The organism is Marinobacter iranensis, from assembly GCF_029207565.1.
Lineage (GTDB): Bacteria > Pseudomonadota > Gammaproteobacteria > Pseudomonadales > Oleiphilaceae > Marinobacter > Marinobacter iranensis.
Map to the genome: position 1 here is coordinate 214,759 of NZ_JANCMW010000003.1, position 21,600 is coordinate 236,358.

The window sequence follows — 21,600 nt, forward strand, 5'->3', positions numbered from 1 at the left end:
AGGTGGAGGTGTCCCATGGACAACCCGAAACGTGAAAACAGCCGCCGCCGTTTCCTGAAGGTGGCAGCAGCTGCAGCTCCGGCGGCCGTTGCACTGGCAGTCTCACCCAACGCCGCAGCCGAGGTGGTGAAAGACGCCCCGAAAAGCAGCGGTTTGCGTGACACTGAACACACACGTAAGTACTTCGAATCGGCTCGCTTTTGAGGAAGCGTGCGTCATTCAAGGTTGCGAAAGGCTCTTGGATGGCCACACCTCCAGAAAAACGAGAATAAAAAGAGAGAGGTAATTGACATGTTAAGAAAGAAAACCAACGGGGTAGCGAAAGGCCCCCGTGCTGGTTCTTTACTTTCATCCCTCGCTGCCAGAACCATGGATCGTCGTGGTTTTCTGGCTGCCTCCGGTGTCACCGTGGGTGGCCTGGCGGCTTTGTCACTGACGTCTGGCCGCGTTGAGGCTGCAACCCCGTCGACGGGAGGCGGAGACGTTGTTGTTAAAAAGTCCGTGTGTACCCACTGTTCGGTTGGTTGCACCGTGATGGCGGAAGTCCAGAATGGCACCTGGATCGGGCAGGAGCCGGGTTGGGACAGCCCCTTCAACCTTGGTGCGCATTGTGCCAAAGGTGCTTCGGTACGCGAGCATGCCCACGGTGAGCGTCGCCTCAAGTACCCCATGAAAATGGTCGACGGCCAGTGGAAGAAGATCTCCTGGGACGAAGCGATCAACGAGATCGGCGACAAGATGCTGCAAATCCGCGAGGAAAGCGGTCCGGACTCGGTTTACTGGCTGGGTAGCGCGAAGTTCTCAAATGAGGGTTCCTACCTGTTCCGCAAGTTTGCCGCCTATTGGGGTACCAACAACGTTGATCACCAGGCCCGGATCTGTCACTCGACCACGGTTGCCGGCGTAGCCAACACCTGGGGCTACGGCGCAATGACCAATTCGTACAACGACATCCACAACTCGAAAGCGATCTTCCTGATCGGCGGTAACCCCGCGGAAGCGCACCCGGTATCGCTGTTGCATCTTCTGAAAGCCAAGGAAGAAAACAACGCACCGCTCATCGTCTGTGACCCGCGTTTCACGCGTACCGCCGCCCATGCGGATGAGTATGTGCGGTTTCGTCCGGGTTCAGACGTCGCGCTGGTGTGGGGCCTGTTGTGGCACATCTTTGAAAACGGCTGGGAAGACAAGGAGTTCATCCGTACCCGGGTGTACGGCATGAGCGATATTCGTGAAGAGGTAAAACGCTGGGGCCCCGAGGAGGTTGAGCGTGTTACCGGTGTCCCGGGCGGGCAACTTGAGCGCGTCGCCCGCACCCTGGCCAACAACCGCCCGGGTACAGTCATCTGGTGTATGGGTGGCACCCAGCACACCAATGGCAACAATAACACGCGGGCGTACTGCGTGTTGCAGCTGGCGCTGGGCAACATGGGCACTCCTGGCGGCGGCACCAACATCTTCCGGGGCCACGACAACGTTCAGGGCGCCACGGACCTGGGCGTGCTGGCCGACACCCTACCCGGCTACTATGGCCTGGCTGCTGGCTCCTGGGCTCATTGGGCGCGCGTCTGGGAGGAGGACCTGGATTGGCTCAAGGGGCGTTTTGCCATGTGGGACAAGGACGGCAAAACCCGAGCCATGATGAACGAGAAAGGCATTCCCGTATCCCGCTGGATCGACGGCGTTCTGGAAGCCAAGGAAAACCTGGAGCAGCCCGACAATACCCGGGCCATGGTGCTGTGGGGCCACGCGCCCAACTCCCAGACCCGGATGCTGGAAATGAAGGAAGCCATGGAAAAGCTCGACCTGCTGGTTGTGGTGGATCCCTTCCCCACGGTGTCAGCGGTGCTGCACGATCGCAAGGACGGCGCCTACCTGCTGCCCGCCACCACCCAGTTCGAAACCTCGGGCTCGGTTACCGCCTCCAATCGTTCGCTGCAGTGGCGTGAAAAAGTCGTTGAGCCGTTGTTCGAGTCGAAGGTCGATCACGAAATCATGAAGCTGTTTGCCGACAAGTTCGGTTTCACCGATCGCATGTTCCGCAATATCGCCATTGAAGGCGACGAACCGGTGATCGAGGACATCACCCGTGAGTTCAACCGCGGTATGTGGACCATCGGCTACACCGGTCAATCGCCTGAGCGCCTGAAAAAGCACATGGCGAACCAGCACCACTTCGACAAGACCACCCTGCGTGCGGTGGGTGGACCCTGCGATGGTGATATCTACGGTATGCCGTGGCCATGCTGGGGTACACCGGAAATGAACCATCCGGGTACACACGTTCTGTACGATATGTCGACGCCGGTGTCCAAAGGCGGCCTGACCTTCCGTGCCCGCTTTGGCGTTGAACGCAACGGCGAAAACCTTCTGGCGGACGGCGTTTACTCGAAAAACTCCGAGATCAAGGACGGGTACCCGGAGTTCACCATGCAAATGCTGATGGACCTGGGCTGGGATGGCGATCTGACGGCGGAAGAGCGTGCCAGTATTGATGCCGTTGCCGGCCCTGAAACCAACTGGAAGACAGACCTGTCTGGCGGTATCCAGCGTGTTGCGATCAAGCACGAATGTGCGCCCTTTGGTAACGCCAAAGCCCGTGCCATCGTCTGGAACTTCCCGGACCCCGTGCCACTGCACCGTGAGCCGCTCTACACCAACCGCCGTGACCTGGTGGAGGATTACCCGACGTACGCGGACAAGACCTTCTGGCGTGTCCCGACGCTGTATGAATCCATTCAGAAGAAGGACTTCAGCAAGGACTTCCCCATCATTCTGACCTCTGGCCGACTGGTGGAATACGAAGGTGGTGGTGACGAGACCCGGTCCAACCCCTGGCTGGCGGAATTGCAGCAGGACATGTTCATCGAGGTTAACCCGCGTGACGCGAATAACCTGAACCTTCGTGACGGCAATGACGTCTGGGTGTCTGGCCCTGAAGGCGGGCGCATCAAAGTCAAGGCAATGGTGACTGAACGTGTTGGCGAGGGCGTAGCCTTTATGCCATTTCACTTCGGCGGACACCTGGAAGGCAAGGACCTGAGGGACAAGTATCCCAAGGGCGCCGATCCGATCGTTCTGGGCGAATCCACCAACACCGTTCAAACATACGGGTACGACTCGGTCACGCAGATGCAAGAGACCAAGTGCACGCTGTGCGCGATTGAGCCGGCATAACAAGAGGTGTAGATCATGGCAATTGAAGGACAAGCAAGAGCGAAATTCCTTTGCGATGCCGAACGCTGCATCGAGTGTAATGCCTGCGTAACGGCCTGCAAGAATGAGCATGAAGTTCCCTGGGGCATCAACCGTCGACGGGTGGTGACCATCGAAGACGGTAAACCCGGCGAACGTTCGATCTCGGTAGCCTGCATGCACTGCTCAGACGCGCCCTGTATGGCCGTCTGCCCAGTGGATTGCTTCTACCAGACCGAAGACGGCGTGGTGTTGCACTCCAAAGACCTGTGTATCGGTTGTGGCTATTGTTTCTATGCCTGCCCCTTCGGCGCACCCCAGTTCCCGCAAGCGGGTAACTTCGGCAGCCGGGGCAAGATGGACAAATGCACCTTCTGTGCAGGTGGTCCCGAGGAAGACAACTCCACGGCCGAGTTCTCCAAGTACGGGCGCAACCGTATTGCGGAGGGCAAGTTGCCGCTCTGTGCGGAAATGTGCTCGACCAAAGCCCTGTTGGCCGGTGATGGCAACGAGGTGGCGGACATCTATCGCCAGCGTGTGGTGAACCGTGGTTTCGGTTCCGGCGCCTGGGGATGGGGCACAGCCTACGAGAAGAAGGGCCCTTAGGCCCGCCTGACAATTCCGGGGCTTCAGGCCCCGGAATTCATTAAGGCAACGAAATCTTTTTGTTGATTCCGCTGGAGTGCTCTCATGAACTTTAAACTTTTCAGTGCCGCCTTCCTTGTACTGGCGACACTGGCCTTTAACCCTGTCTGGGCGCAGGACATCCCCGAGGCTGCTCGAGCGGACAACGGGGGAGGCCAAACCCTCGAAGACATCATGGCTCGTCAGGAGAGGCTGAAAGCTGATGGAGGGTCCCGCTCCAAAGAAACAGGCGATCCCGCCAATGCGGCAGCGATCAGCGAGCAACTGGGCACCCGTGGCGGGCGCTCTGATGCCGACGTCTGGCGAGGCGTTCGCTACGACGACATCGACATCAAAACCCAGGTTCGCAACCCGGCTGCCGATGTTCTTATCCAGGATGGCGGAGTGCCCTGGTACAAGCTTCGTGAGGGCCCCGTCATCAGCTACGGCGGTGGAGCTATCCTGGGTATCATCGTGTTGCTGGTGGTGTTTTACTTCATTCGGGGCAGAATAAAGATTGAGGGTGGCCCTGCAGGTACCACCATAGAACGTTTCAAAGCCGTAGAGCGGTTTGGCCATTGGCTGTTGGCGGGCTCGTTTATCGCACTGGGGCTGACGGGGCTGATTACTCTGATGGGACGAAGCTTCCTGATCCCTGTCATAGGGCCTGATGCCTTCGCAACTATGGCTGCCGGCTCCAAGTGGATTCACAACAATGTGGCCTGGGCCTTCATGTTGGGGCTGGTGATGACATTCGTCATGTGGGTGGCCCACAACATTCCCAACAAACTGGACTGGCACTGGCTCAAGGCAGGCGGCGGTATCTTTACCAAGTCCCATCCCTCGGCAAAGAAGTTCAACGCCGGCCAGAAAATTGTTTTCTGGACCGTGATGGTGCTGGGCGTTTCAGTCTCTCTTTCCGGACTGTCGCTGCTGTTCCCGTTTCAAATGCCCATGTTTGCCGATACCTTTGGCATCATGAACAATGTTCTGGGGACCAGCTTCCCGACCGATCTGACGCCGCACGAAGAGATGCAGTACGCCAACCTCTGGCACTCGATTGTCGCGTTCGTGATGATGGTGGCCATCATTGCCCACATCTATATCGGTTCGGTCGGTATGGAAGGCGCATTCGATGCCATGGGTAACGGCCAGGTAGATGTGGAGTGGGCCCGCCAACACCACGATCTGTGGGTGGAAGAGGTTCAGGCCAAACAGGGTAAAGGAGAGTCATTGTGAAGGTTATGATTTCTGCATTTGTCGCGGCCCTGGTGATTGCCTTTCTTGCCCCGGCCACCCTGGACCAGTTCGGCTGGTCCTCAGCCGAGCAAACCAGCAGTGAGAACGTGCGTCTTGACTGACCACCCGGAAGTACAACAGGCAGAGGAACATCAGACAGAGGTACACCAAATCGATGCGGTCGGTCTGGTGTGCCCTCTCCCGATTCTGCGTTTAAAAAAACGCATTCAGAATTTACCCAGCGGCACCCAGGTCGAATTTCTGGCCGATGATCCCAGCGGTCGTCGGGATTTACAGCTGCTGTGTGAGCTGACCGGTCACCGGATTGAATGGGTCCGCGAAGAGGATGCGGGTGTCCTCCGGTATCGTATCTGTCTGGCGTAGTTGTCACGCCAGACAGAGCCGGTGTTAGCCATTACGTTTCTCTATACCATCCGCCGGAAGATCCCGTCTTTGCGGAGCAAATGGCGCAAAGCCGCCGCGATATGGCCTGCAATCAATACACCCAGGGTTATGGCAAGCCACCCATGTATATAAAACAGCCGACCAGCCAGTTCTTCGTTCTGTGGTACGAAAGGCATGGCAGGCAGTTGGACATCGCCCAGGATGACCAGAGCCGGATACGCCGTTACACCGGCCCAGCCAAACAACGGTGTTACCACCAGCAGTACATAGATCAGGTGGTGCACACTCTTGGCGGCAATCTGCAATGTGCGGGGCATGTCCTCCGGATAAGGCGGGCTTTTCACCCGAATTTTCACCGCAATCCGCAGAATCATCAGCAACAGCACGCTGAAGCCAATGGCTTTGTGTACACTGTACAGTGTGTTCGTCAGCGCCCCCCAGATGTCTGCTTCCGCCCGTGAAGCCATCCAGAGCCCGACGGGTATCAACGTCAGAACCATCAGCGCCATTACCCAATGCAGTACCCGCCAGCCTGCGGGGTATTTCTGAATCTGCGGCATACACTCCCCTCCACGTTATTTCCTGTCGCTTCGGTGTTGAATCCATCCATCATCGAATTAATTCGAGGCTACCTGCCGGGCATAGATATCCCCCGAGGCGATACCGTCAGCTCCCGCACCAAGCCATTGCCTGAGTGACTCCATGCTCTGCCACGAAGGCCAGGCATAACGGCGTTGCTCGCCGGCAATAACATTGAACTCGTGCCTACCCAACCGTTCCAGTTCCTCAAGGCATCGCAATGCCTGAGCCAGGGTGCCGTTCACGAATTCAAAGGACAATGCCGGCAGGGGCTGGCTCAATCCCGCCAGCACTTCCACCTCAAAGCCTTCCACATCAATCTTGCAGAAACTGGGCCGGCCATACTGTCGTATCAGCTCGTCCATAGTGACCACCGTCACGGTGACTGAATCTTCCCAGCGCACATGCCGGAATCCACGGCTGGTTGTGCGCAGATGTTCGCGCCAGCGGCTGTCCAGTGAGGCCACCGTGGGATGGCGCAAGCTCAGCGCCAGCTTGGCGTTACCCGGGGTCCGCCCCACCGCCAGCGGCAAGCACACTATTTCGGGCTGATTCCGGGTCAGCCGCCGCAGCCAGCGCAGCAATCGTGGCTGCGGCTCCAACGCCACCACCCGTGCCCCCAGCGCGGCAAACGCGGCGCTGCGGTCCCCCAGGTGGGCACCAATATCGAAGACCAGATCCCCAGGGCCGACGAATTCACTGTAGAGCCGGCGTAAAGCCCTCTGGCGCCCGGGGCGTCGATAGATGACAAAGGACCGTAGCAGTCCCAGGCCGCGATTAAGTCGATCGGCAATGGCAACCCGCAAGGTCACCTCCTTTTGCTTTCTGCCCCGAGGGCGGCATGATCAGGGCCTGTCATCCGGCGGCGCACCCTCTTCACACTTCCTGCAATCAAGCTCAAACCCCAGCATCGAGTCCCGGCCCTCCACCGTGGTGACCCAGGGGCGGTTCACCCACGGTGGCGTATGACGCACATGCTGATTGTGGCCACACGCCAACTGAGCGACCCAATGGTCTTCTTCATCTTTATGGTAGCCGATAATGGGTTGTTTCATAGGCTCCACCTTTAGTCCATGGATCAAGCTCAACAATGCGACACTAACAGCTCAGGAGCAACATGAACCCCAGGTCGGAAATTGTAATCACTGCCTTGTGAATTCCAGGCACCCTTGCGATGATCTGGGGCTGTTCACAACGAAGGTGCCCACAGATTCGATGGACAAGTTCGAGCTAAAACTGGATCAGGCCGCCCGCGCCGCCTGGCTATCCTACGTAGGCGGACGCACCCAGGACGAGATTGCCTCTCAGCTTGGCGTCTCGCGCCCGGGGGTTCAGCGCTTGCTGGCCCTGGCCCGTCAGGAAGGCCTGGTGAAGGTGCACATCGACCATCCCCTCGCAAATTGCATGACCCTGTCACAGGCCATCCGGGATCGCTTTGGCCTGGCGTTCTGCGATGTCGTACCGGCCGATCCCGGCGCCGAGCACAGCAGCGCCCATTACATCGCGATCGCTGGCTGCGATCTGATGACCCGTTACCTGGAGCGCACGGAACCGCTGACCCTGTCCCTTGGTTCCGGCCGAACCGTGCGGGCCACCGTAGAAGCGGTGAGTCGCATGGATCGCCCCCAGCACCGGGTCGTATCCCTGGTTGGGAACGTCGCCCGTGACGGTTCCTCCAATCGCTATGATGGCGTTACCACCCTTGCTGACAAAACCGCCAGTGAACGTTTTTTACTTCCAGCCCCCGTGGTGGCCGCCTCGGTGGAAGAGCGCGATGCCATGCGCAGCCAACGTCTCTTCCGCGCAATCCTGGACGTCGCATCCGAAGCGGAAGCCGGATTCATCGGCATAGGGCCTATTAATCGTCAGGCAACACTCTTTCAGGACGACTTTATCAACGAAGCTGAATTGGACGAATTGCTACACCACCAGGCCGTGGGTGAGTTGTTGGGGTGGCCGCTGGACCAATGGGGACAACTCATCGACTGCACCGTCACCCGCCGCATTACCAGCCCTGCGCTCGAAGGCCTGGCCAGGCAACACCTCGTGGCCCTTGCAGGTGGCAGGGAAAAAGGGCTGGCGATCCTGGCCGCCTTGCGAGGTGGTTGGCTCAAAGGCCTGATTACTGACGAGGCCGCCGCCCGTCTGATAGTAGATTCCGGTTAAGGTCAATCTGGCCACTTGAATTTTTATCGCCCTTGACTGATCATTTGTTCAGTAGTAGATTCAATTGTTCAAATTAGGCTTCGGAAAACAACACCAAAATCTCCCAACAAGGAGCAAGCCATGAAGTTATCTCGCGTTCTACCCCTCGCCGGTTTTGCGGTGGCCAGTACTTTTGCGGCCCATGCGGAAACGCTCACCGTAGCAACCGTCAACAACAATGACATGGTCATCATGCAGCGCCTGTCGGATGCGTTCGAGCAGTCACACCCTGACATTGACCTGGAATGGGTGGTGCTGGAAGAAAACGTGCTACGCCAGCGCCTGACCACCGATATCGCGACCAATGGCGGTCAGTTCGACGTCATGACGATTGGTACCTATGAAGCTCCGATCTGGGCGGAGCGTGGCTGGTTGACGCCGCTCGACAGCCTGCCCGCCGACTACAACAGAGAGGATTTGCTCAAACCCGTCATCGACGGCCTCAGCTATAACGGCAAGCCTTATGCCCTGCCGTTCTATGCCGAAAGTTCAATGATGTACTACCGCAAGGATCTGTTTCAGAAGGCCGGCATCGAGATGACCGAACAGCCGAGCTGGAATGACGTGCAGGAGTGGGCCGCAAAAACCAATGACCCGGCGAACGACATTGCCGGCATCTGCCTGCGTGGCAAGCCCGGCTGGGGTGAGAACATGGCCTTTGTCAGCACCCTGGTGAACACCTATGGCGGGCGCTGGTTCGACATGGACTGGCAGCCACAGATCAACTCCAAACCCTGGCAGGATGCGGTCGGTTTCTACGTCAAGCTGCTGAACGACTATGGCCCGGCGGGGGCAAGTTCCAACGGGTTCAATGAAAATCTGGCGTTGTTCTCCCGTGGCAATTGCGCTATCTGGGTCGACTCCACCGTTGCTGCCGGCAAACTCTACAATCCAGCGGAATCGAAGGTCGCCAATGAGGTGGGCTTCGCACCGGCGCCCGTCGCAGTTACCCCGAAAGGTTCGCACTGGCTTTGGTCCTGGGCGCTGGCAATTCCGTCGTCGTCCAGCGCCAAGGAGACTGCCAAAACATTCGTCGCATGGGCGACCTCCCAGGACTACATCGCCCTGGCCGGAGAAAGAGAGGGCTGGGCCAGTGCACCAGCGGGCACCCGTGAGTCAACCTACAGCAATGAAAGCTACCAGCAAGCAGCACCGTTTGCCGGCTTTGTGCTGAATGCGATCCGCGGCGCCGACCCGACGGACTCAACCCTGGAACCGTCACCGTACACCGGTGTGCAGTATGTCGGCATCCCCGAATTCCAGGCAATTGGAACCCGAGTGGGCCAGATGGTTGCAGCCGCGCTGACTGGAGACCAACCGGTGAAGCAGGCTCTCGATGCCGCCCAACGGGCGACCGAGCGTACCATGACGCGCGCGGGATATATCGAGAATTAGGCAATCCCCGAACCGTTTAGTGGGCAGCAACCCTGCCCACTAAACAGCTTGCAGCGGAGGCTGGTCCGAACAACGACAAGCCCCGCCACACCCTCTGTGCATGCTGGAAAATCACCATGAACAAGCCCATAGCCTCTGGACGCAAGGTGGGTGGCCTGAGACCCCTGGCCTTACAGGGTCCCGCCGTCACCTTACTGTTTTTGTGGATGATCGTGCCCCTGAGCATGACGGTCTGGTTCTCGCTGCAGCGCTACAACCTGCTAATGCCGGGGATGGACGAATTCGACGGTCTGACAAACTACCGGTATCTCTTTACCGACCCCGCGCTCTGGTCCTCCATGATCACCACCTTGTTGTTGGTGGGTTGGGTGCTTGTCATCACCGTTGTTGGTGGCACGCTGCTGGCGGTGTTGTTCCAGCAGGAATTTTTTGGGCGGGGAATCGCCCGTGTGCTGGTTATCTCACCTTTCTTTGTGATGCCAACAGCCAGTGCGCTGGTTTGGAAAAACCTGATGATGCACCCGTCCAATGGCGTGTTGGCCTGGCTGGCCGGTGTATTCGGCATGGAGCCAATCAACTGGTTCTCGTCACTTCCGCTAACGTCGATTGTCATTATCGTCGCCTGGCAATGGCTGCCATTTGCCCTGCTCATCCTGCTGACCGCCATGCAATCGCTGGACGAGGATCAGGTGGAAGCGGCCCGGATGGACGGTGCCGGCCCCATCGCCGTGTTCTTCTTCATCACACTACCGCACCTAAAACGGGCCATCAGTGTGGTGATCATGATCGAGATGATCTTCCTGCTCACCGTGTTTGCGGAAATTTTTGTCACCACCTCCGGTGGTCCCGGGTTGGCCACCACCAACCTGGCCTACCTGATCTACATCCGTGCGCTGCTGGACTACGACGTGGGCCTGGCCTCCGCCGGTGGTGTGGTTGCCATTGTCCTGGCCAATATCGTTGCCATCTTCCTGGTACGAATGGTCGCGAAAAATCTGGAAGACTGAGGCAGGAGCGCATTATGACCAACTCGACATTGCGAAGATTCGGTATTGGCCTGCTGGCCTGGGCTGTCGCTTTTGTGATCTTCTTCCCGATTTTCTGGATGATGCTGACCGGCTTCAAAACCGAAGCCGACGCCATCGCCGATCCAAGCCTGATTTTCCCACCCACCCTGGACAGCTACGCCGAGGTGCAACAGCGGGCGGATTACTTCAAGTTTGCACTGAACAGCGTGATTGTCTCGTTTGGCTCCACCATCCTGGCATTGCTGATTGCCATTCCGTCCGCCTATTCCATGGCGTTCCTGCCCACCAAACGCACCAAGGGCACCCTGCTGTGGATGCTGTCCACCAAGATGCTGCCTCCGGTCGGGGTCCTGGTGCCGATCTACCTGTTGTTCCGGGACACCGGTTTGCTCGATACCCGCACCGGCCTGACCATTGTCTACACCTTGATGAACCTGCCGATTGTGGTGTGGATGCTGTACACCTTCTTCAAGGATCTGCCCAAGGACATTCTCGAGGCAGGCCGCATGGACGGTGCCAACACCCTGCAGGAGGTCTGGCACCTGCTACTACCTCTGACCCTGCCTGGCATCGCCTCCACCGGCCTGCTGTCAGTGATCCTGAGTTGGAACGAAGCGTTCTGGAGTCTCAACCTGACATCCTCCCAGGCCGCGCCACTGACAGCCTACATCGCCTCTTTCTCAAGTCCCGAAGGCCTGTTCTGGGCCAAGCTATCGGCCGCCTCAACCATGGCTATCGCGCCCATCCTGGTATTCGGCTGGCTGACACAGAAACAGATGGTACGCGGCCTGACTTTCGGCGCCGTCAAATAATAAGGATCGGATCATGGCAACGCTTCAACTCAAGAGCATCGTCAAGGAATTTGGCGAAACCAGCGTCATCAAAGGGGTGGACCTGGACGTTAATGACCGCGAATTCGTCGTCTTCGTCGGCCCGTCCGGCTGCGGCAAATCCACGCTACTGCGTATTATTGCCGGCCTTGAAAGTGCCAGCAGCGGCGACATCCTCATAGACGACAAGCGCATCAATGACATCGGCCCTGCCGAACGCGGCCTGGCCATGGTGTTCCAGAGTTACGCGCTCTATCCGCACATGACGGTTGAGGACAACATGGGGTTCAGCCTGCGCCTGGCGGGCATCAGCAAAGCCGAACGCCGGGACAAGGTGCTGGCCGCAGCCCAAATCCTGCAGTTGGAGGAACTGCTGGATCGCAAACCCAAGGCACTGTCCGGCGGCCAACGCCAACGCGTGGCGATTGGCCGGGCCATTGTCCGCAATCCCAGTATTTTTCTGTTCGATGAACCGCTGTCAAACCTGGACGCGGCCCTGAGAGTACAGATGCGGATCGAACTGGCCCGCCTGCACGATGAGCTGGACGCCACCATGATCTACGTTACCCACGATCAGATCGAAGCCATGACCATGGCGGACAAGATCGTGGTGCTGCAAAAGGGCGAAGTGGAACAGGTGGGCTCGCCCATGGAGCTGTACCACCACCCCCGCAATCGCTTTGTGGCTGGGTTTATCGGCTCGCCAACCATGAACTTCATGGATGTGAGCTATTTGCGACACAACGCTGACGGCGTCACCGTTACCCTGCCCGGGGGCGATGTCTGCCAGGTGCCGGTGGATGGCACCAACCTGGATACCGGTGCGGCGCTTGAGCTGGGCATCCGGCCGGAACACCTGAACCTGGACGAAAACGGCCCGCTCAACGGCAAGATACAGGTCATGGAGCGCCTGGGGGGCGCAACCTCACTGTATATCGATATGGACCGCTGCCTGGTCACTGTCATCGCCGACGGCGATATCGACCAGAAGGTTGGCGATACCGTGCGTTTTGGCTTTGAGCCTTCCCGGGCTCACCTGTTCGATGCCCAACAACAGGCTCTGCCGAGCCTGCGGCGCCACCCACTGACAGCCGTCACCCGGCAATCCAATCATGCCGCCGTCGATCCCAATGGCAAGTGAGCGAGGTCCCATGGAAACCCTGATATTCGATTGCGATGGTGTTCTGGTAGACAGTGAGGTGATCGCCGAAGCCACGTTGCTGGCGCAGTTGCAGCAATGGCTACCCGACCTGGAACCGGAAACCGTGCTGCGTCAGTCGCTGGGCATGACTACCGACAACATCCTCAAACACCTGCAACAACTGAGCAACCACGACTTACCCAGCGATGCGCTGGCGCGGATTGACCAGGCCATTGAAGCGCGCCTGGCAGACGAACTGGAAGCCGTCCACGGTGTTGCCGAAGCGGTTTCCCGATTGAACCTGCCGCTGGCCATCGTCTCAAACTCAAGCCGGTACCGGGTCTGCAACTCGCTGGCAACAACCGAGCTGAACCTCTTGTTGGGATCGGTCCCCCTATTCACCGCTGAGCAGGTTGAACACCCGAAGCCGGACCCGGCCGTTTACCGCTTCGCCGCCCGTCAACTGAAATGCATTCCCCAGGACTGCCTGGTGGTGGAAGACAGCGTATCGGGGGTCACTGCAGCCACGGCAGCGGGGATGACCGTGATTGGTTTCACCGGAGCCAGCCATATTGAACCCGGCCATGATCAACGATTGGTGGAGGCGGGCGCCTGGCGAATCCTGCCCGACATGTCAGGCCTGCAGGAACTGGTTGCCATCTGGCGACAGAGCCGCACCGCACAAGAGCCCCAGTGACCATTGAGGAGAAGCTGTTATGAAGCTACAGGACAGGATTGCGATTGTTACTGGCGGAGCCGGCGGCATCGGGCGCGCCATCGCCGAACGTTACCTCGCCGAAGGTGCACGCGTGGTGGTGGCCGATATTGACCAGAACACCATCGACAAAACGGTCAGTGACCTTCAACAGACGCATGATCACACCCGCATTCTGGGGCAGCATCTTGATGTCTGCGACCGGGCCTCCATTGCGCAACTGGTAGCCACCGTCAAGGAGGTATGGGGCGGCATCGACATCCTCGTTAACAACGCCGCCGTCTTCAATATGGCGCCGGTACTGGAGGTCACCGAAGAAAGCTACGACCACCAGTTCAACGTCAATGTCAAAGGCCTGTTCTTCACCCTACAGGCCGTGGCCCGGGTTATGAAGGAAAGCGGCCGGGGCGGCAAGATCATCAACATTTCCAGCCAGGCAGGGCGGCGTGGAGAGGCGTTGGTGAGCATGTACTGCGCCTCCAAGGCGGCGGTTATCAGCCTTACCCAATCCTGTGGCCTGGACCTCATAAAATACGGTATTAACGTCAATGGTATTGCCCCCGGCGTTGTTGACACCCCCATGTGGGAGGAGGTCGATGCGCTTTTCGCCCGGTACGAGAACCGCCCGCGCGGCGAGAAGAAACGCCTGGTTGGCGAAGCCGTCCCCTTTGGCCGCATGGGACGCCCGGAAGATCACACCGGAGCGGCAGTGTTCCTGGCCAGTGACGACAGCGAGTATGTGGTCTCACAAACCCTGAACGTGGACGGTGGCAACTGGATGAGTTGAAGGCACACACGGCCGCGCAGGCCCCCAGTGCGATCTCGCTTGGAGAACAACCAATGAAACCCGGTGTTCGGCAAATAGCCAACAGAATTCTGGCCTTCGCGGCGCTGCAGCCAAGAATTATTGTTGCCCTGGCCGGCCCGCCAGCCGCCGGCAAGTCGTACCTCTCCGAGCGCCTGGCCAACGAACTCAATCGGTGCGAGGACATCGCCACGGTCGTTCCCATGGATGGCTATCACTTTGACAACGCCATACTGGAACCCCGGGGCCTGCTTGCCCTGAAAGGCGCCCCGGAAACCTTTGATGCCGAGGGCCTGCTCAGCCACCTGCAACGCATCCGCTCAGGTTGCGGGCCGGTCACCGTGCCGGTATTTGACCGGCCGCTGGATCTTGCCCGCGCTGGCGGACGCGTGGTCGCCGCTCATCATCGGATCGTCCTCGTCGAAGGCAATTATCTCCTGCTCGATCGACCACCCTGGCGTGGGCTCCATGGTCTGTTCGATCTGACGCTGTTTCTGGAGGTTCCAGACCACCTGCTGGAAACACGTCTGATCCAGCGCTGGCTTGCCCTGGGCCAGGACCAGGCCGGAGCCATCGACAAGGCCCGCAATAAAGACATGATCAACGCAGCCCTGGTCAAGCGCGAATCGGTCGCCCCCGACATCCACTGGGTGGCCACCACCGCCGCGCCAACCACGCAACCAGACACCAAATAGTCATCCCTCAGGGAGGTATCAATGACCCGTTTAGCCAATAACACGCTGAAGCAGCTGGATGCCACGGTTTCAGTGCCTCGTTATGATCGCCATGGGCTCACCCCTGGCATCGTGCACATCGGTGTTGGCGGCTTCCATCGCGCTCACCAGGCCATGTATATCGATGAACTGATGAACCGGGGCGACGCCCACGACTGGGGCATTGTCGGTGTCGGAGTGATGCCTGGCGATCACCGCATGCAGCAGGCGCTGGCGGCCCAGGATTACCTCTACACGCTGGTGGTCAAGCACGCCGACGGTCACTATGACGCCCGAGTCATCGGCAGCATGATTGATTACCTGTTCGCTCCGGATGATCCCGAGGCGGTCATTGAGCGCATGGCGGCGCCCGCCATTCGCATTGTGTCCCTGACCGTCACCGAAGGTGGCTACAACGTTCATCCGGTGACGGGCGAGTTCAACCTCGCCAATCCGGACGTCCAGTATGACCTGGCCCACCCGGCAACCCCGAAAACCACGTTCGGGCTGGTGGCCGAGGCCCTCAACCGGCGTCGGCTACGAGGCATTCCGCCTTTTACCGTGATGTCCTGTGACAACATCCAGGGCAACGGTGAAGTCGCCCACAAAATGTTCATGGCGTTTGCCCGACAGCGGGATGCCGCGCTGGGTGACTGGATCGAGCGGGAAGTCTCGTTCCCCAATTCAATGGTTGATCGTATCACCCCCGTAACCACCGAGGCGGATATCCGCGACATCCACAACCGCTTTGGTGTGAAGGACCGCTGGCCGGTAGTGTGCGAGCCTTTTACCCAGTGGGTACTGGAAGACAGATTCGTTAATGGCCGCCCGCCACTGGAACAGGTTGGCGTACAGGTAGTGGAAGACGTTGAGCCCTATGAACTGATGAAGTTGCGACTGCTGAATGCCAGTCATCAGGCACTGTGCTACTTCGGTTACCTGTGCGGCTACCGCTACGCTCACGAGGTGTGCCAGGATCCGCTGTTCGTGGATTTCCTGCTTGCCTACATGGAACATGAGGCCACCCCCACCCTGGCCGATGTCCCCGGCGTCGACCTGGCTCAATACCGCACCACCCTGATTGAGCGCTTCGCCAACCCGGAAATCAGGGACACCCTTGCCCGGCTGTGCGCCGAAAGCTCGGATCGCATTCCCAAATGGCTCCTACCCGTTATTCGCCAGCAGTTGGAGACCGGCGGCGACATCCATCGTGCCACCGCAGTGGTCGCGAGCTGGGCCCGCTATGCCGAGGGCACCGATGAGGCCGGTACAGTGATTGACGTGGTGGACCCGTTAAAAGCCACTCTGATGGCCTTGTCTGCCAGAAACCGGACCCAGCCCACTGCCTTTATCGAGAACCACGAGCTGTTTGGCGACCTGGCGGACAACCAGCGATTCCGGGTCTGCTACCTGGCCGCACTGGACCGGCTGCATAAAGATGGCGCCCGGGCCACCCTGACGGCCCTTACAAAGGGCGACGTATGATCACGGGCTGGCTATCCTTGGCACTTCAGTTGGAGCAGACAAGGAGCGAACCATGTACGTAGGCGTGGACTGTGGCACCCAAAGCACCAAGGTTGTGGTGATCGATATCGAGAATGGCCGAATCCTGGGAGAGTCCAGCCGGCCCCATCACTTGATTGAAGGCGCCAACGGCCGACGTGAACAGGATCCCGAAGAATGGATGAGCGCCTTCTTCGGCGCTTTTACGGACGCGGTGACCAACGCCGGCATTGATCCCGGAACGATTCGCGCCATTGGTGTGTCCGGACAGCAGCACGGACTGGTGGCGCTGGATGCCAACGGGCAGCCCGTGCATCCGGCCAAGCTCTGGTGCGATACCGAAACCGCCAAACACAATGCCGCGCTGGTGGAGCAACTCGGCGGCGAAGCCGGTTGCCTGAGCAAACTGGGGCTGGTGTTGCAAACCGGCTACACCGCCTCCAAGCTCGCCTGGTTAAGGGAAGAACGCCCCGACGCATACCGCCGTATCGACAGCATTCTGCTGCCCCACGACTACCTGAACTTCCGGTTGACCGGTGAACGGGTGGCCGAAGCCGGCGATGCTTCCGGCACTGGCTATTTTGATACCCGCACCCGCCAGTGGCGTAACGACGTCTTTTCCATTATCGCCCCGGAGCTGAATCCCGAGCAGGTGCTGCCCCGTCTGATCGGCTCCCGGGACGCCGCCGGAACCGTGCTCCCGGCGATGGCAAAACAGCTGGGGTTAGGGCCCGGCGTGCTAGTTTCGAGTGGCGGCGGCGACAACATGATGGGCGCCATCGGCACCGGGAACATTCAGCCCGGCCGGATCACCCTGAGCCTGGGCACATCCGGCACCGTCTACGCCTTTTCGCGGCAACCGGTACTCAGTGACAACGCCATGGTGGCCAATTTCTGTGACAGCAGCGATGGCTGGCTGCCACTGATCTGTACCATGAACGTCACCTCCGCCAGCACTCTGGTGCGCAACCTGTTCGGGCTCGACCTGGGCACCTTCAGCGAGTGCGTGGCAGCGGCTCCGCCAGGGGCCGAAGGCATAACCATCCTGCCATTTTTCAACGGTGAGCGGGTGCCCATGCTGCCCCACGCCAGCGCCAGCTTCCTCGGCCTGACCAGTCTCAATACCACCCAGGCCAACCTGTGCCGGGCGGTGGTGGAGAGCGCCACCTTCGGGCTTCGTTACGGGTTCGAATTGCTTGGTGACCTGGCCCGGGACGCCCATCAGATCCGGTTGATCGGTGGTGGTGCCCGTAGCGCGGTGTGGCGGCAAATTGTTGCGGATGTGCTGGGCGTGGAAGTGATATGCCCCCACATTACGGAAGCCGCCGCGCTTGGCGCAGCCATTCAGGCGGCCTGGTGCGACCAACACAGCCAGGGCGAGGAAAGCTCGTTGGCCAGCCTGTGCGAGCGCCTGGTCAGTCTCGACCAGGACACCCTCACCCGGCCGGATCCTGCAACAACCGCCACCTATCAGGGCATTTACCAGCGCTACCGGACCGCACTGCAACAACGCCATGGGGTATCACCAGCGGAGCCCGCCCAACCTCAAACCAGGAGCACGACATGACCCAGCTCGACGCACTTAAACGCCATTCCACGGTGGTTGCTGATACCGGCGACCTGGAGGCTATTCGGCGCTACCAACCCCAGGATGCCACCACGAATCCATCGTTGATTCTCAAGGCATTCGATCTGCCAGACCATCAACCCCTGATTGATCAAATCCTGGCCGAGGTTGCTGCCCAGGTCAGCGATCCCGACACCCGCATTGAACAGGCTATAGATCGGCTTTCCGTCGCGATTGGCGCGGAAATAGCGGGTATTGTGCCCGGACGGGTCTCAACCGAAGTCGCTGCGCGGCTGTCGTTCGACACCAACGCCAGCATTCGCAAAGCCCACGACCTGATTGGCCTGTATGAGCAGCGGGGCATTGGGCCGGAACGGGTGCTGATCAAGCTGGCATCCACCTGGGAAGGCATCCGCGCGGCTGAGATATTGGAGCGGGAGGGCATTCAGTGCAACCTCACCCTGTTGTTCAGCGAGGCCCAGGCACAGGCCTGTTTTGACGCCGGCGTACATCTGGTCTCGCCTTTCGTGGGTCGCGTCACTGACTGGTACAAGGCCAGCACGGGCCAGGATTACGGCCCCGAGAACGATCCCGGCGTTGCCTTCGTCCGGGGCGTCTGCGATACCGCGGCCCGGCACCGTTACAACACCGTGGTCATGGGTGCCAGTTTTCGCAATACCGGACAGGTACTGGCCCTCGCCGGCTGCGACCGTCTGACCATCTCACCGACCTTGCTGGAACAGCTCAGCGCCAGCACGGACGATGTCAGCCTTCGCATCCAGGGCACGGACGACTACCTCGCGCCACAGCCAGCCCTCACCGAAGCCGCTTTCCGCTGGGGCCACAACCAGGACCCGATGGCCAACGACAAGCTGGCCGACGGCATCCGGCGCTTTGCCGCTGACCAGGATGAACTGGAGCGGCGTATCGCGGCAAAACTCGATCACGTGGGCTAGTGGCTTCCAATTAGCCAGGCAGGAATTCCCTGCCCCAGCCAAGTCCAGCGATACCCCGCTCAATCATGGAGTCGATCTCGGCTTCGGTATAACCCACGCTGCTCAGGACAGGACGGGTTGAGTGACCAAAGCGCTCTGTCGGCCTGAACGCCCTGATTGAGGCCTCAACAGGGCGAATCGAGTGGTGGTCCACCTGGGTAACAACGTGGCCACTTGGATGATCGCGATACGTTGAGAAGGCAAAGCTGCCCCGATCCGTGCCTGGCGTGCCATCGGCTTCGCGACAGTAGGTGCTTCGCAGCTCTTCAATAGCCATCGGCACCGCAGCGGCGACATCAGCCCCCCGCAGCGCGGTCACCCAGTAGTCAGCGGGCGCCTTGCTCAAGGCCCGGTTGAGAAACGCCCTGATGTCGCCGGCCCGGGAAATGCCCTGCAATCCTTCCATCTGCTCCAGCTTATCCAGTTCTGATCGATTGGAATCGATGAAGATCCAGCCATCGGCTGTGCGGTAGAAATGAGACAGTTCGTGGTTACCCAGGGCTTCGCGACCTGACGGCTCGTTGAATGGCGCTCGTCCTTCGTAATCGAAGGCAAAGGGGGCCTGTGCCAGGTTGGTGACCGCTGACAGCGAGGTTCTGGCGCGTGACACCTTGCCGGTCTTGTGCTTGCGATAAAGCGCCACCGCCATACCGAGCCCCGCGGCAAAGCCACAGTTAACATCGAGCGTTCCCAGATGCGCGTGCTCTTCCGGGGTCTCCAGGCCACCAAAGCGGCTCATGATGCCACTGTTGGCCTGGATAATATCGTCGTACCCGATGTAATCGGTTCTGGGACCTCTTTGGGGTCCACCCAGGCAATCCAGGCGGCAGAACAGAACACCGGGGTTCACCGCCTGAAGACTGTCGTGGTCCAGCCCCAACGGTTTCATCTGGCGTTCCGGCGCATTGATCACCACCATATCGACAGAGCGCACCAGCCGGTTAAAGGCTTCCCGCCCCTCGGTACTGGTGATGTCCACCAGGGCGCTCTGTTTGCTGACGCCGGTCTGGAAGGTAAAGAGAGTGCCGATCAGTGGATCGTACAAAGGGGTCACCGGATCCAGCTTGATCACCTCGGCGCCGAAGCGGCTGAGGAACGCCGTGGAGTGCGGGCCGGCAATCACATTGGTGAGGTCAAGGATACGGACACCTTCAAGCCAGCCCCTACCGCTTGCCGGCTGAATATCGGTGCCGGTGGGACGAGTCACCCCTTCTTCGGCCGCCACGGTCATCAACTCAGTGAGGGCCTCTTCGTAACTCACATTACGGCGTGGACGCGGGGTCAGCATGGCCTCGGCAACATCGTCCAGCCAGGAGATGGGGCCGCCCTGCTTCATCCGGCCGTATTGCGGATCATCCACTTCCACGATCAGACCAGACGCATTGGTGTGCTCATCATTGACCCATTCCTGCGTGGTGCGGTGAGGCGCGCCCGGGATCTGCCCCTCGCCAAACAGCCGCCCCCACTCTTCCGAGGTACGGGTGAGGAAGACTTCTTTCATCCTGGCGGAAATGATATCGGCCCATTTTTTTGGCAGCGGGTAAACACCGATGGAGGTTTCGCCTTCCCATTCGGCAATGGGCATGTGGAGATTTTCGACTTCCGGCAGGCCTTCCTTCACCAGTTCGTCATAGATCCCCAACAGCTTAAGGGCATGTTTGGCATGGTTGCGGTGGGACGGGCAGACACAATAGAACATGCGGCCATCGGCGCATTCATAAGTGCGGTAGAAAGGATCCAGGTATTCCTGCAACTGGTCGTAGGTCAGATCCATTTCTATGTTGTTGGCCTTGCGGTACTCGATCTCCTCTTCCCGCATGGTTTTGTAGCGGTCAGGCAGGCCTTCGATAACGTATGAGTTGTAAGACAGCCCCTCCATTAGGGCGGCGGCCACCGGCACCTCGATGCTGTCGCCCCGACCGGTTTTCTCCCGCTCAAACAGGCTCAGGACGGCCGAGCTTGCCGCCAGGGAGACCGCGTAGGAAGAGCCCAGGGGCAAGGGGGAGAAGCTGGGGTTTACACCCATCAGTACGCGGTTGAAGCCCATGTCGGTGAAGGCGCCACAGGTGGCAGCAACGACTGCTTCAGTGGCCTTCCATTCCTGGCGCAGATCGTCGTTGGAGGCAAAGCCGGGAATCGACAGGGTGATCAGTTCCGGACGTTCAGCGCGCAGTTGCCTGAAGTCGATCCCCAGCTTTTTCATTACGCCCGGGCGGAAACTCTCGATCACGATGTCGGCCTGCTCGATCATCGCCAGCGCCCGGTTCAGACCGGTCTCCTGTTTCAGATCCAGGCGTATACAGCTCTTGTTGCGATTCAGCACAGCATTGGCCGGATGATCCCACTGCGGGCCTTCGGGCGGATCCACATGGACCACGGTCGCTCCAAAGTCCGCCAGGACCATGGCGACGGCCGGACCTGCCATCTGCTGCCCGAAATCCACCACTCTGACACCCGCTAACGGAAGTTGTGTTTCGTTGTTCATAGCAGTCTTTCCTTCCTCTCTCAGATTCCAACGTTCGTCTGCAGACGGCTCTCGTTGGGATATGGCTTGATGTCGAGCCCGAGGTCTCAATGGGGCCAATGTTAGGGGCAGGAAAGATCGTTGAACCAGCAATAAAAAATGACCCTCAGGCCCGATTTTTCTTATGGCTGCCCAAG

Annotated in this window: 21 protein-coding genes; 17 read left to right on the forward strand and 4 right to left on the reverse strand. The window is 59.4% G+C overall.

Annotation, left to right across the window (positions count from 1 at the left end):
• Positions 1-15: 15 nt before the first annotated feature.
• From NLU14_RS07450 to NLU14_RS07475, 6 genes are all read left to right on the forward strand, one after another.
• Entirely contained in the window at positions 16-204 is a 189-nt protein-coding gene (locus NLU14_RS07450) for a twin-arginine translocation signal domain-containing protein (RefSeq protein ID WP_275705579.1), read from the forward strand.
• An 87-nt stretch (positions 205-291) separates the two neighbouring features.
• On the forward strand, positions 292-3,177 hold the full coding sequence (locus NLU14_RS07455; RefSeq protein ID WP_275705580.1) for a formate dehydrogenase subunit alpha: 2,886 nt from the start codon (positions 292-294) through the stop codon (positions 3,175-3,177).
• 15 nt (positions 3,178-3,192) lie between these two features.
• A complete protein-coding gene (gene fdh3B / locus NLU14_RS07460; RefSeq protein ID WP_275705581.1) occupies positions 3,193-3,801 on the forward strand; it encodes a formate dehydrogenase FDH3 subunit beta in 609 nt (202 codons plus the stop codon).
• Positions 3,802-3,885: 84 nt separating this feature from the next.
• Entirely contained in the window at positions 3,886-5,058 is a 1,173-nt protein-coding gene (locus NLU14_RS07465) for a formate dehydrogenase subunit gamma (protein ID WP_275705582.1), read from the forward strand.
• On the forward strand, positions 5,055-5,180 hold the full coding sequence (locus tag NLU14_RS07470) for a hypothetical protein (RefSeq protein WP_275705701.1): 126 nt from the start codon (positions 5,055-5,057) through the stop codon (positions 5,178-5,180). Before NLU14_RS07465 ends, NLU14_RS07470 begins: the two co-directional genes overlap by 4 nt.
• Entirely contained in the window at positions 5,173-5,442 is a 270-nt protein-coding gene (locus NLU14_RS07475; protein WP_275705583.1) for a sulfurtransferase TusA family protein, read from the forward strand. Before NLU14_RS07470 ends, NLU14_RS07475 begins: the two co-directional genes overlap by 8 nt.
• Positions 5,443-5,483: 41 nt before the next feature.
• Here NLU14_RS07475 and NLU14_RS07480 read toward each other — a convergent pair whose 3' ends face one another.
• The 3 genes from NLU14_RS07480 to NLU14_RS07490 are packed head-to-tail and all read right to left on the reverse strand — an operon-like array spanning position 5,484 to position 7,097.
• Positions 5,484-6,023, reverse strand: a complete 540-nt coding sequence (locus NLU14_RS07480; RefSeq protein WP_275705584.1) for a cytochrome b — start codon at positions 6,021-6,023, stop codon at positions 5,484-5,486.
• A gap of 57 nt (positions 6,024-6,080) precedes the next feature.
• Positions 6,081-6,848, reverse strand: a complete 768-nt coding sequence (locus NLU14_RS07485) for an FkbM family methyltransferase (RefSeq protein ID WP_275705585.1) — start codon at positions 6,846-6,848, stop codon at positions 6,081-6,083.
• Positions 6,849-6,887: 39 nt separating this feature from the next.
• Positions 6,888-7,097 carry a DUF3565 domain-containing protein gene (locus NLU14_RS07490; protein WP_275705586.1) on the reverse strand — a complete coding sequence of 70 codons (210 nt, stop codon included), beginning with the start codon at positions 7,095-7,097 and terminating at the stop codon, positions 6,888-6,890.
• Between the two features lie 160 nt (positions 7,098-7,257).
• Between NLU14_RS07490 and NLU14_RS07495 the strand changes: the two genes are divergently transcribed.
• From NLU14_RS07495 to tal, 11 genes are all read left to right on the forward strand, one after another.
• Positions 7,258-8,208 (forward strand): sugar-binding transcriptional regulator, encoded by a 951-nt coding sequence (locus NLU14_RS07495; RefSeq protein ID WP_275705587.1) that lies wholly within the window; start codon positions 7,258-7,260, stop codon positions 8,206-8,208.
• Positions 8,209-8,328: 120 nt separating this feature from the next.
• Entirely contained in the window at positions 8,329-9,642 is a 1,314-nt protein-coding gene (locus NLU14_RS07500; protein ID WP_275705588.1) for an ABC transporter substrate-binding protein, read from the forward strand.
• Between the two features lie 116 nt (positions 9,643-9,758).
• Complete coding sequence (locus tag NLU14_RS07505) at positions 9,759-10,649, forward strand: carbohydrate ABC transporter permease (protein ID WP_275705589.1); 891 nt, start codon at positions 9,759-9,761, stop codon at positions 10,647-10,649.
• A gap of 14 nt (positions 10,650-10,663) precedes the next feature.
• Positions 10,664-11,482: a carbohydrate ABC transporter permease gene (locus NLU14_RS07510; protein ID WP_275705590.1), complete on the forward strand. Its 819-nt coding sequence runs from the start codon at positions 10,664-10,666 to the stop codon at positions 11,480-11,482.
• Between the two features lie 13 nt (positions 11,483-11,495).
• Entirely contained in the window at positions 11,496-12,641 is a 1,146-nt protein-coding gene (locus tag NLU14_RS07515; RefSeq protein ID WP_275705591.1) for an ABC transporter ATP-binding protein, read from the forward strand.
• 10 nt (positions 12,642-12,651) lie between these two features.
• Positions 12,652-13,338, forward strand: a complete 687-nt coding sequence (locus NLU14_RS07520; protein WP_275705592.1) for an HAD family hydrolase — start codon at positions 12,652-12,654, stop codon at positions 13,336-13,338.
• A gap of 19 nt (positions 13,339-13,357) precedes the next feature.
• Positions 13,358-14,143: an L-iditol 2-dehydrogenase gene (locus NLU14_RS07525; protein WP_275705593.1), complete on the forward strand. Its 786-nt coding sequence runs from the start codon at positions 13,358-13,360 to the stop codon at positions 14,141-14,143.
• 53 nt (positions 14,144-14,196) lie between these two features.
• Positions 14,197-14,856 carry a nucleoside/nucleotide kinase family protein gene (locus tag NLU14_RS07530; RefSeq protein ID WP_275705594.1) on the forward strand — a complete coding sequence of 220 codons (660 nt, stop codon included), beginning with the start codon at positions 14,197-14,199 and terminating at the stop codon, positions 14,854-14,856.
• A gap of 21 nt (positions 14,857-14,877) precedes the next feature.
• Positions 14,878-16,359: a mannitol dehydrogenase family protein gene (locus tag NLU14_RS07535; RefSeq protein WP_275705595.1), complete on the forward strand. Its 1,482-nt coding sequence runs from the start codon at positions 14,878-14,880 to the stop codon at positions 16,357-16,359.
• Positions 16,360-16,411: 52 nt separating this feature from the next.
• Positions 16,412-17,944, forward strand: a complete 1,533-nt coding sequence (gene xylB, locus NLU14_RS07540; protein ID WP_275705596.1) for a xylulokinase — start codon at positions 16,412-16,414, stop codon at positions 17,942-17,944.
• A complete protein-coding gene (gene tal / locus NLU14_RS07545) occupies positions 17,941-18,900 on the forward strand; it encodes a transaldolase (RefSeq protein ID WP_275705597.1) in 960 nt (319 codons plus the stop codon). Before xylB ends, tal begins: the two co-directional genes overlap by 4 nt.
• Positions 18,901-18,910: 10 nt before the next feature.
• Here the strand turns inward: tal and NLU14_RS07550 are convergent, their stop codons facing one another.
• Positions 18,911-21,424 carry a CoA transferase gene (locus NLU14_RS07550; RefSeq protein ID WP_275705598.1) on the reverse strand — a complete coding sequence of 838 codons (2,514 nt, stop codon included), beginning with the start codon at positions 21,422-21,424 and terminating at the stop codon, positions 18,911-18,913.
• Positions 21,425-21,600: the final 176 nt, after the last annotated feature.

Bases quoted from the DNA above. Each gene is read 5' to 3' on its own strand.
- NLU14_RS07480 (WP_275705584.1), bottom strand. From the start codon at position 6,023: ATGCCGCAGATTCAGAAATACCCCGCAGGCTGGCGGGTACTGCATTGG.
- NLU14_RS07505 (WP_275705589.1), top strand. From the start codon at position 9,759: ATGAACAAGCCCATAGCCTCTGGACGCAAGGTGGGTGGCCTGAGACCC.
- NLU14_RS07450 (WP_275705579.1), top strand. From the start codon at position 16: ATGGACAACCCGAAACGTGAAAACAGCCGCCGCCGTTTCCTGAAGGTG.
- NLU14_RS07490 (WP_275705586.1), bottom strand. From the start codon at position 7,097: ATGAAACAACCCATTATCGGCTACCATAAAGATGAAGAAGACCATTGG.
- NLU14_RS07530 (WP_275705594.1), top strand. From the start codon at position 14,197: ATGAAACCCGGTGTTCGGCAAATAGCCAACAGAATTCTGGCCTTCGCG.
- tal (WP_275705597.1), top strand. From the start codon at position 17,941: ATGACCCAGCTCGACGCACTTAAACGCCATTCCACGGTGGTTGCTGAT.
- NLU14_RS07510 (WP_275705590.1), top strand. From the start codon at position 10,664: ATGACCAACTCGACATTGCGAAGATTCGGTATTGGCCTGCTGGCCTGG.
- NLU14_RS07525 (WP_275705593.1), top strand. From the start codon at position 13,358: ATGAAGCTACAGGACAGGATTGCGATTGTTACTGGCGGAGCCGGCGGC.
- NLU14_RS07500 (WP_275705588.1), top strand. From the start codon at position 8,329: ATGAAGTTATCTCGCGTTCTACCCCTCGCCGGTTTTGCGGTGGCCAGT.
- NLU14_RS07465 (WP_275705582.1), top strand. From the start codon at position 3,886: ATGAACTTTAAACTTTTCAGTGCCGCCTTCCTTGTACTGGCGACACTG.
- fdh3B (WP_275705581.1), top strand. From the start codon at position 3,193: ATGGCAATTGAAGGACAAGCAAGAGCGAAATTCCTTTGCGATGCCGAA.
- NLU14_RS07455 (WP_275705580.1), top strand. From the start codon at position 292: ATGTTAAGAAAGAAAACCAACGGGGTAGCGAAAGGCCCCCGTGCTGGT.
- NLU14_RS07520 (WP_275705592.1), top strand. From the start codon at position 12,652: ATGGAAACCCTGATATTCGATTGCGATGGTGTTCTGGTAGACAGTGAG.
- NLU14_RS07515 (WP_275705591.1), top strand. From the start codon at position 11,496: ATGGCAACGCTTCAACTCAAGAGCATCGTCAAGGAATTTGGCGAAACC.
- NLU14_RS07495 (WP_275705587.1), top strand. From the start codon at position 7,258: ATGGACAAGTTCGAGCTAAAACTGGATCAGGCCGCCCGCGCCGCCTGG.
- NLU14_RS07535 (WP_275705595.1), top strand. From the start codon at position 14,878: ATGACCCGTTTAGCCAATAACACGCTGAAGCAGCTGGATGCCACGGTT.
- NLU14_RS07550 (WP_275705598.1), bottom strand. From the start codon at position 21,424: ATGAACAACGAAACACAACTTCCGTTAGCGGGTGTCAGAGTGGTGGAT.
- xylB (WP_275705596.1), top strand. From the start codon at position 16,412: ATGTACGTAGGCGTGGACTGTGGCACCCAAAGCACCAAGGTTGTGGTG.